Raw genomic sequence first — 7,758 nt, 5'->3', positions numbered from 1 at the left:
AGAAGTATCTGGTCAACCCGAGCAACCCGGTCTATGTGGCGATCTACTTCGCCCTGATCGTGTTCTTCACCTACTTCTACGTCGCGATCACCTTCGACCCGGAGGAGCGCGCGGACGAGATGAAGAAGTTCGGCGGCTTCATTCCGGGCTACCGGCCGGGCAAGCCGACCGCCGATTACCTGAACTATGTCCTGAGCCGGATCACCCTCCCCGGCTCCCTCTACCTCGGTGCTGTCGCGGTCCTGCCGAACGTGTTGCTGCGCTTCGGCTCCGGCGGCCCGGCCCAGAACCTCGCGTTCGGCGGCACGTCGGTGCTGATCGTGGTGAGCGTCGCCCTCGATACGGTCAAGCAGCTCGAGAGCCAGCTGATGAACAGGAACTACGCGGGATTCCTGCGCTGAAGCAGACTGTGCGTATGTCCACGACTCCATCGACATCCCCGCTGCTGCTGCGGCTGGTGTCCACGCTCGTGCTCGCGATCAGCGCCACCATGCTGTCGGCGCCCAGCGCGCAGGCCGCCACCCCGGTCGCCGGTCGCAGCGCCGCGGTGGGCTCGGACCCGCTCGCCGCGGGCAGCGATAGCGTTGCCGCCCGGCAGGATTCGACGATCTCGGTGCTGCTCGCCAACGATCAGATCATCTTCCGCTCGGGCCTGCGGTCGGTGATCGAATCCGAACCGGACCTACGATGCGTCGCGGAGGTCGGCGACGGCGCGGCCGCGATTCGCGACATGCGGCGGCTGCGACCCGATATCGCCATCCTCGATCTCGACATGCCCGGTCTCGACGACCCGACCGCGATCGACACGGTCGCGGAACTCGGCAGCACCAGCCGCATTCTCACCCTCGCCACCGAGGACACCGACGAGAACCTCTACCGCGCGCTACGTCTGGGCACCAGCGGATTCTTCACCAAAGCGGTGCCCGCGGCGGACCTGGTCGCCGCCATCCGGACCGCCGCGCACCGTGACGCGTTGATCGACCCACGCCGGACCAGCCGTCTGATCACCCGCCTGACCCACGGCGGCGAACCGTTCCCCGCCGCGCCCGAAATCGCCACGCTCACCCCGCGCGAGCATCAGGTCCTGGTGTTGATGGCCGAGGCCCGCACCAACCCCGAGATCTCCGCGGCCCTCGGCGTCGGCGAGCAGACCGTCAAAACCCATGTGTCCAACGTTCTCGCCAAACTCGGTGTCCGTGACCGCGTGGAAGCGGTCGTCTACGCCCACACGCGCCGTATCGTCACCGGCAGCCGTCCAGGCTGAGCGCATGGGTGACGAATTCGTGGTCACCGCAACGCTTCCGATCGAACTCGACGCACGCCGATGATCGCCGTTCTCATTGTCGACGACCAGGCCATGGTGCGGACCGGGTTCACCACCTTCCTGAGCTCCCGGCCCGACATCGACGTCGTGGGTGAGGCGGCCGACGGCCGGCAGGCGGTCCGGCGGGCCGCCGAACTCGAGCCCGACGTCGTGCTCATGGACGTGCGAATGCCGGTGATGGACGGGCTAGAGGCGACCCGCGCGATCGTGTCCGCGTCCACGGACCCGCCGAAAGTCCTCGTCCTCACCACTTTCGACCTCGACGACTACGTCTACGCGGCGTTGCGGGCGGGTGCGAGCGGCTTCCTGTTGAAAGACGCTTCCACCGAGCAGCTCGCCGAGGCGGTTCGAGTCATCGCTGCGGGCGACGCGCTCCTCGCCCCGTCATGATCGTCTACGCCTACGAAACCGGTCTGGTCCGTCCCGGTTGGTGAATCATGGGCGCCCGGCGGGATGGTAAGGCTCCCCGCAGGATTCGCATTCGGCGCCCGGATACAGGTCGTTGAGGAATTCGCCCAGGTCGGCCTGCCCCCGCAGGCGGGATCGAGCGAGCCGAGGCGATCAGGTGTGGCACCGCGGATAGGCGGCCGGCCAGGCGGTTCCCTCGGAACACAGGTACGGCCATAGGTCGTCGAAGCGTTTCGCATCCTGCGGATCCTCGGCGATCCACCGCTGCTCGTGCGGTACGAACACGACCTCGCCGCCGAGAGGCCGACCGTTCGACCAGTGGCGGTGGTCGAGTTCGAGCCCGCGCGGGTCATCGAGGGGCAGCATGGGAACGAGAGTGGAGAGTAGATTCCGGTCGTGACCGTCGACATCGATGCCGCGCAGTTCGGCAACCTCCTGCACGCGTACGGACGGTCCACCGATACACCTGCGCACCTGGCTGCGCTGGCCGGTGCGGACCCGGACGCGCGTCGCGCCGCGCTGGAACACTTGTGGTCGGCGGTCATTCACCAAGGCACGCCGTGGACCGCCACACCGCCCGCGGCCGTCGTGGTCGCCGAGCTGCTGGCGGGCCGGTTGCTGGCCGACGCCGAGTTGCGGGCCGACCTGCTCGGTTTCCTGGCGGCCGTCGCCGAAGCCGGTTGGGTGTACGAGGACCTCGACGAACTGGCCCCACCAGCGGATTTCGATTTCGACTCGGCCCTCGCTGCGGCGCTCGACAGCGGCGACGAGGAGGAGCTGTACGGCGACGAGATCATGGCGAACGCGCTCTACGGCCGTGCTGTGGGCGGTTGCCGCGCCGCCGTCCCCGCTCTCCTCCCGGCCATCATGTCGGCACTGTCCGACCCCGAGGCCCCGGTCCGCGCGGCAGCAGCCCACGCGCTCGCCGCCTGCCGCGCCTCGCTCACCGACCCGGACACGGGTGATCGGCTCGACGAATTGGCCGCCCGATCCGGCTCCGACGAGCGAGCCGCGCTGGTGCTGGCCATGGGCGAGCTCGGTCTGAAACCCCGTGCGTACCTGGATGATCCGCACCCCGGCGTGCGGGCGTGCGCCGCGCTGGCGCCCGGCTTGGCCGGCGACGAGGTCGCGACCGCCGAGATCCTCGCCGCGCTGCGGGACCCGGCGGCCACCGACGACTGGTTCACCCGACGTCCGCCGCAGCTGGGTATGCGCATTCGCTTCACCCTGGTCGCGGCGGCGATCGACCGCATCGAGGACACAGCCCGATTGCTCCCTGCCGCACTGGCCATCGCCGCGATCGCCCACCGCCACACCGTCGACCACGACTGGGGACCGCTCCTGCGCGCCTTCTTCGCCGACTACACCGGCGGCAGCCCGACCGACATCCAAACCGGCTTCCTCGCCGCGCTGATCGACAACCCCGACCTGTGGGACCCCCGACACGGCAACGCCGGCCTCGTCTTCCGCGACGCCGGGCTGCCGTATGACCGCGACACCTGCCGCGAGCTGATCCGGGCGGGAGAGTAGCGCGCGACAGCTGTGCGCGTGACCGAGTCTGCACCGATTCATTCGGATACCGTCGAGTCCATGTTGGGAGTGCACTTCGCCATTACCGCCGAGCAGGAGCGGGCGCTACTCGCCGCCGACGACCGGGATGATGTGGACGCGATCGACGAGTTGCTCGGCGACATCGAGGAATCCTGGTCGGAGCCCGACCTGAAAGTCGACACCGACAAGGCCTGGGACGCTATTCATCGCAGCCTGACCGACGGCACTCTCGACCCCAGCAGCGGGCAGTATCCGCTTTCGCCCGCCATTCTCGGCGGCCGGCATCTGCATGACGACTACTACGCGGTATATGTCGGAGCGGAGCAGGTGCGGGACGTCGCGAAAGCGCTGCACGAGGTTGTCCGTGCCGATATGCGGTCGGCCTTCGACGCCATCGATGACGAGGAATACGCCGGGGCACTCGACGACGAGGACTTCGAGTACACCTGGAGCAATTTCGTCGACGTCCGGTCCTTCTACCACCGGGCGGCCGCGGCGGGACGAGCCGTGATCTTCACTGCGCAGTGACGATCCCACCGTGATCGGAGTGGCGGGTCATAGCGGGGCGCCGAAATCTTGTGTCCACAAGGGTCCGTCGGCGCCGAAGTGGACTCCGATGCCGATATCGGTGTACGCGCAGTTGAGGATATTGCCGCGGTGGCCGGGGCGCGACAGCCACTCGGCCATCACCTCGGCGGCGTCGGCCTGGCCGTGGGCGATGTTCTCGCCGATGGTGCGCCACAGATAGCCGGCGGCCACGACTCGCTGGTGCGGCATCCACCCGTCGGGGTCGCGATGATCGAAGTAGCTGCGAGCGGCCATATCATCGGAATGGCGCTGTGCCGCGTTCTGCAGGCGCGCGTCGGGCCGTAGTGCGCCGCATCCGTGCTGCGCGCGTTCACTGTTCACGAGTTCGAGCACACCGGCTCGCGCCGCATCGGTCTGTGGATCGGACGGAGCGGGCTGCGCCGAACCGACGCCCGGTCCCTGGGACGAGCCGGTTCCGATCCACACGGGCGGGTCCGACAGGGCAGCGGCCTGGGAAAGCGCTGCCCCGGCCATCACGCAGGTGATGACGGTGGCGGATCGCTTGAAATACACCACTGATGCTCCCATTGTCGTGTTGCTCCCGGATGTTTCGAGAACGGTCGGCGGCACCGGCACGACTATTCGTCGACGTCGAGGCGGTGATTGGTGGCGGCCAGCTGTCGGAGGGTGCTGTCGGTCAGGTTCGCGGTTTGGGTGCTGTTCAGCAGCGCCGTCAGCCGATCCCAGTGGAGGGCAACGTGATCACCGGGTTGCGGGTCCGTGGTCAGGCGGCCGTCGGCGGTGAGGGTCGCGGTGCTGGTGCCGGGTGGGCCCAGGTCGAGGTGGTGGCCGTCCCAGGTCAGGTGGCTGGCTTCCAGCCGGACGTGGGAGCCGTCGCGGGCCACGACGCGCGCCGGGGTGATGCGGCATTTGTCGAGGACTTCCAGGGCGGTGGGGGTTGCCGCCGTGCCGAGCAGGCGGCTCCACGGGTAGACGCCGAAGACGTGGAAGCAGTGATTGGGGGCGGCTTCGGGGGCGAGCCGGGGGGTCAGGTGGGTCCAGTACAGGCCCGCGGCGGGGCCCAGGATGGCGAGCAGTTCGGCGCAGAAGGCTGCCGGATCGAGGGTCGAGCCGATTCCTCCGCCGTGCCAATAGGATTCGACCAGGCGCAGGTCGAGGGGGTCGGCGATGCCGGTCATGGCGGACATGACCTGGAGGTAGGGCCAGGCGCCGGTGAAGCGGCGGGCGGCGGCGCGGATCAGCGCGGGCGATCCGTCGGACAGGGCCGTCGTGTCGGGTGGTCCGCAGTAGCCCAGCGCGTTCGGCGGGTAGGCGTAGCGCGCGAACATCGTCTCCCCGGCCCCCGGGTCGGATGGCTGGGACCTGCTGGAATGCGGGCGGGGGGCGGTGATGGCGGGCCTCCGTGAGTGGGGGGTCAGCAGATGCGTGGAAGCTGTTCTCCTGCGGGTAGATCGACGACTCGCGTGCCACCGAGCGCGGTGTGCGCGGTCACCATGCCGGGATGCTCGGCCACACAGCGGCCGATGATCTCGGCGTGCACCCCGAGCGGATGGGCGCGCATGGCGGCGAGCACCCGATCCGCGTCCGCGGCGGGTACGAAGGCCACCAGCTTGCCCTCGTTGGCCACGTACAGCGGGTCCAGGCCGAGCAGCCCGCACGCGTCGCGGACCCCGGCGGGAATCGGAATCGTGTTCTCGTCCAGCGCGATTCCCACGCCCGCTGCGCGCGCGATCTCGTTCAGGCTGGCGGCCAGTCCACCGCGGGTCGGGTCGCGCATGGTGTGCACGGTCGCGCCGGTCGCCAGCATCGCCGCGACCAGACCGTGCAGTGGAGCGGTGTCGCTGCACACGGTGGTCCCGAATTCGAGTCCCTCGCGGCACGACAGTACCGCGACACCGTGCAATCCGATCTCCCCGCTGACCATGACCACGTCCTCGGGCGCGGCGAGTTCGGGCCGGATGTCGACTTCGGGATCGAGGACGCCGATGCCCGCGGTATTGACGTAGATGCCATCCCCGTGCCCGGCGTCGACGACCTTGGTGTCGCCGGTGACGAGCGCGACCCCGGCGCCGAGCGCCGCGGTGCCCATGGCCGAGGCCACTTCCGCGATCCGCACGAGCGGCGTGCCCTCTTCGAGAATGAACGCCGTCGACAGAACCAGCGGCCGCGCCCCGGACATCGCGAGATCGTTGACCGTGCCGTTGACGGCCAGATCTCCGATGGATCCGCCGGGAAACGTCAACGGCTTCACCACGAACGAGTCGGTGCTGAACGCCAGCCGCGTCTCGCCGACCGTCACGACCGCCGAGTCACCGAGCCCGGCCTGCGCCGCCGCTCCGAACGCCGGCAGGAACAGGTGCTCGATCAGCTCGCCGGACATCGCGCCGCCGCCACCGTGCCCCATCACGATGGTGGGTGAGTCGCGCAGCGGCATCGGGCATACCCAGTTCTCGAAATCGACGGCGCCGTTGCCGGTTCCGGCAATGTCAGGCATGAGCCACCTCCGCGGGCAGATCCAGCCGCCGGTACAGGTAGTAGGCCGCGCAGGCGCCCTCGGAGGACACCATGGTGGCGCCGAGCGGATTACGCGGTGTGCACTCCTTGCCGAAGGCCGCGCACTCGTGCGGTTTGATCAGGCCCTGCAGCACCTCGCCTGACCGGCAGATCGGCGATTCCTCGGTGTGCAGATCACTGACCGCGAACCGGTGCTCGGCGTCGAACTCGCGGTAGCGCGGCGAGAGCCGCCAGCCGCTCTGCGGGATCACCCCGATGCCGCGCCAGCCCCGGTCGGTGATTTCGAAGACGTCGGCGAGCATGGCTTTGGCCGCCGGGTTGCCCTCGGTGGTGACCGCGCGCCGGTAGGCGTTCTCCACTTCGGCGCGGCCGTGTTCCAGCTGGTCCACGGTGCGCCGGATGCCCTCGAGGATGTCGAGCGGCTCGAATCCGGTGACCACCACCGGAACCCGGTACTTCTCGGCCAGCGGCGGGTATTCGGCGGTGCCCATCACGGTGCACACGTGCCCGGCGGCCAGGAAGGCCTGGACCCGGCAGCTCGGCGATTCCATGATGGCGGCGATCGCCGGGGGCACCAGCACGTGCGAGACGAGCAGCGAGAAGTTGCGTACGCCGAGCTTCTGCGCCTGGTAGACGGTCATGGCATTGGCCGGTGCGGTGGTCTCGAACCCGATGCCGAAGAACACGACCTGGCGGTCGGGGTTGGCGCGGGCGAGTTCGAGAGCGTCGAGCGGTGAGTAGACGACGCGGACGTCGCCGCCTTCGCTCTTGATCCGGAACAGATCCTTGGAACTGCCCGGCACGCGCAGCATGTCGCCGAAGGAGCAGAAGATGACATTCGGCTGGGCGGCGATGGCCAGGGCCTTGTCGATCAGCTCGAGCGGGGTCACGCAGACCGGGCAGCCGGGCCCGTGGATCATCTCGATCTGGTCGGGCAGCAGTTGGTCGATCCCATGGCGGATGATCGAATGCGTCTGCCCGCCACAGACTTCCATGATCGACCAGCGCCGCGTGGTGGTGGAGCGGATCCGATCCAGCAGCAGCTTCGCGAGTTCCGGATTACTGAATTCGTCGAGGTATTTCATGGTTTCACCTCCGGATCGGCGGTCGGGGTGGTTTCCGGGTTGGCCACTCCGGCCTGGGCTGCGGCGATCGCGAATCCGTCGCCGAATTCCTCTTTCAGCACGCCGAGGTGTTCGAACTCGGCGAGCGTCTGCATGGCCGACTCCTCGTCGAGCCGCTGGATGGCGAAGCCGACGTGCACGATCACGTAGTCGCCGACGGCGATGTCCGGGATGTACTGCAGGCAGACATCCTTCTGGACGCCGCCGAAGTCGACCACCGACATCCGCGTGCCATCCCGCTCGTGAACACTGAGCACTTTGCCGGGGACTGCCAGGCACATCGCTGTT

10 protein-coding genes and 1 pseudogene are annotated in these 7,758 nt (G+C 68.6%); 5 read left to right on the top strand and 6 right to left on the bottom strand.

What is annotated here, in order from left to right; translation table 11 throughout:
* The 3 genes and pseudogenes from ACFRAQ_RS16675 to ACFRAQ_RS16665 all read left to right on the top strand — a co-directional run.
* Positions 1 to 401, top strand: a 401-nt coding sequence (locus tag ACFRAQ_RS16675; RefSeq protein ID WP_379100147.1) for a preprotein translocase subunit SecY, incomplete at its 5' end; no start/stop codon positions are given.
* 14 nt (positions 402 to 415) lie between these two features.
* On the top strand, positions 416 to 1,264 hold the full coding sequence (locus tag ACFRAQ_RS16670; RefSeq protein WP_379100145.1) for a LuxR C-terminal-related transcriptional regulator: 849 nt from the start codon (positions 416 to 418) through the stop codon (positions 1,262 to 1,264).
* A 60-nt stretch (positions 1,265 to 1,324) separates the two neighbouring features.
* A pseudogene (locus ACFRAQ_RS16665) lies at positions 1,325 to 1,711 on the top strand (response regulator transcription factor); the annotation flags it as partial.
* Between the two features lie 174 nt (positions 1,712 to 1,885).
* Here the strand turns inward: ACFRAQ_RS16665 and ACFRAQ_RS16660 are convergent.
* Positions 1,886 to 2,098 carry a hypothetical protein gene (locus tag ACFRAQ_RS16660; RefSeq protein ID WP_379100143.1) on the bottom strand — a complete coding sequence of 71 codons (213 nt, stop codon included), beginning with the start codon at positions 2,096 to 2,098 and terminating at the stop codon, positions 1,886 to 1,888.
* Positions 2,099 to 2,128: 30 nt separating this feature from the next.
* Between ACFRAQ_RS16660 and ACFRAQ_RS16655 the strand changes: the two genes are divergently transcribed.
* The gene (locus ACFRAQ_RS16655) at positions 2,129 to 3,262 is read left to right on the top strand and encodes a hypothetical protein (protein WP_379100141.1); all 1,134 of its coding nucleotides are present in this window, start codon (positions 2,129 to 2,131) and stop codon (positions 3,260 to 3,262) included.
* A 60-nt stretch (positions 3,263 to 3,322) separates the two neighbouring features.
* Positions 3,323 to 3,811 (top strand): YfbM family protein, encoded by a 489-nt coding sequence (locus ACFRAQ_RS16650; RefSeq protein ID WP_379100139.1) that lies wholly within the window; start codon positions 3,323 to 3,325, stop codon positions 3,809 to 3,811.
* 27 nt (positions 3,812 to 3,838) lie between these two features.
* Here the strand turns inward: ACFRAQ_RS16650 and ACFRAQ_RS16645 are convergent, their stop codons facing one another.
* The 5 genes from ACFRAQ_RS16645 to ACFRAQ_RS16625 all read right to left on the bottom strand — a co-directional run bounded on the left by ACFRAQ_RS16645 (position 3,839) and on the right by ACFRAQ_RS16625 (position 7,751).
* On the bottom strand, positions 3,839 to 4,387 hold the full coding sequence (locus tag ACFRAQ_RS16645; RefSeq protein WP_379100137.1) for a CAP domain-containing protein: 549 nt from the start codon (positions 4,385 to 4,387) through the stop codon (positions 3,839 to 3,841).
* Between the two features lie 62 nt (positions 4,388 to 4,449).
* On the bottom strand, positions 4,450 to 5,160 hold the full coding sequence (locus tag ACFRAQ_RS16640; RefSeq protein ID WP_379100135.1) for a DUF6390 family protein: 711 nt from the start codon (positions 5,158 to 5,160) through the stop codon (positions 4,450 to 4,452).
* A gap of 86 nt (positions 5,161 to 5,246) precedes the next feature.
* Entirely contained in the window at positions 5,247 to 6,326 is a 1,080-nt protein-coding gene (gene hypE, locus ACFRAQ_RS16635) for a hydrogenase expression/formation protein HypE (protein WP_379100133.1), read from the bottom strand.
* Positions 6,319 to 7,431, bottom strand: coding sequence for a hydrogenase formation protein HypD (gene hypD, locus ACFRAQ_RS16630; RefSeq protein ID WP_379100131.1), 1,113 nt, complete (start codon positions 7,429 to 7,431; stop codon positions 6,319 to 6,321). The genes hypE and hypD overlap by 8 nt, the downstream gene beginning before the upstream one ends.
* Positions 7,428 to 7,751, bottom strand: a complete 324-nt coding sequence (locus ACFRAQ_RS16625) for a HypC/HybG/HupF family hydrogenase formation chaperone (RefSeq protein ID WP_379100129.1) — start codon at positions 7,749 to 7,751, stop codon at positions 7,428 to 7,430. The genes hypD and ACFRAQ_RS16625 overlap by 4 nt, the downstream gene beginning before the upstream one ends.
* Between the last annotated feature and the right edge of the window lie 7 nt (positions 7,752 to 7,758).

Source organism: Nocardia sp. NPDC056611 (genome assembly GCF_042792755.1).
In the GTDB taxonomy this organism is placed as follows: domain Bacteria; phylum Actinomycetota; class Actinomycetes; order Mycobacteriales; family Mycobacteriaceae; genus Nocardia.
The sequence above is the reverse complement of the archived record's forward strand: the minus strand, read 5'-3'. Positions and strand labels throughout refer to the sequence as shown.

What these genes read in the sequence shown, in the direction of transcription:
- ACFRAQ_RS16670 (WP_379100145.1), top strand. Translation starts at nt 416, where the DNA reads ATGTCCACGACTCCATCGACATCCCCGCTGCTGCTGCGGCTGGTGTCC.
- ACFRAQ_RS16660 (WP_379100143.1), bottom strand. Translation starts at nt 2,098, where the DNA reads ATGCTGCCCCTCGATGACCCGCGCGGGCTCGAACTCGACCACCGCCAC.
- ACFRAQ_RS16650 (WP_379100139.1), top strand. Translation starts at nt 3,323, where the DNA reads ATGTTGGGAGTGCACTTCGCCATTACCGCCGAGCAGGAGCGGGCGCTA.
- ACFRAQ_RS16640 (WP_379100135.1), bottom strand. Translation starts at nt 5,160, where the DNA reads ATGTTCGCGCGCTACGCCTACCCGCCGAACGCGCTGGGCTACTGCGGA.
- hypE (WP_379100133.1), bottom strand. Translation starts at nt 6,326, where the DNA reads ATGCCTGACATTGCCGGAACCGGCAACGGCGCCGTCGATTTCGAGAAC.
- hypD (WP_379100131.1), bottom strand. Translation starts at nt 7,431, where the DNA reads ATGAAATACCTCGACGAATTCAGTAATCCGGAACTCGCGAAGCTGCTG.
- ACFRAQ_RS16625 (WP_379100129.1), bottom strand. Translation starts at nt 7,751, where the DNA reads ATGTGCCTGGCAGTCCCCGGCAAAGTGCTCAGTGTTCACGAGCGGGAT.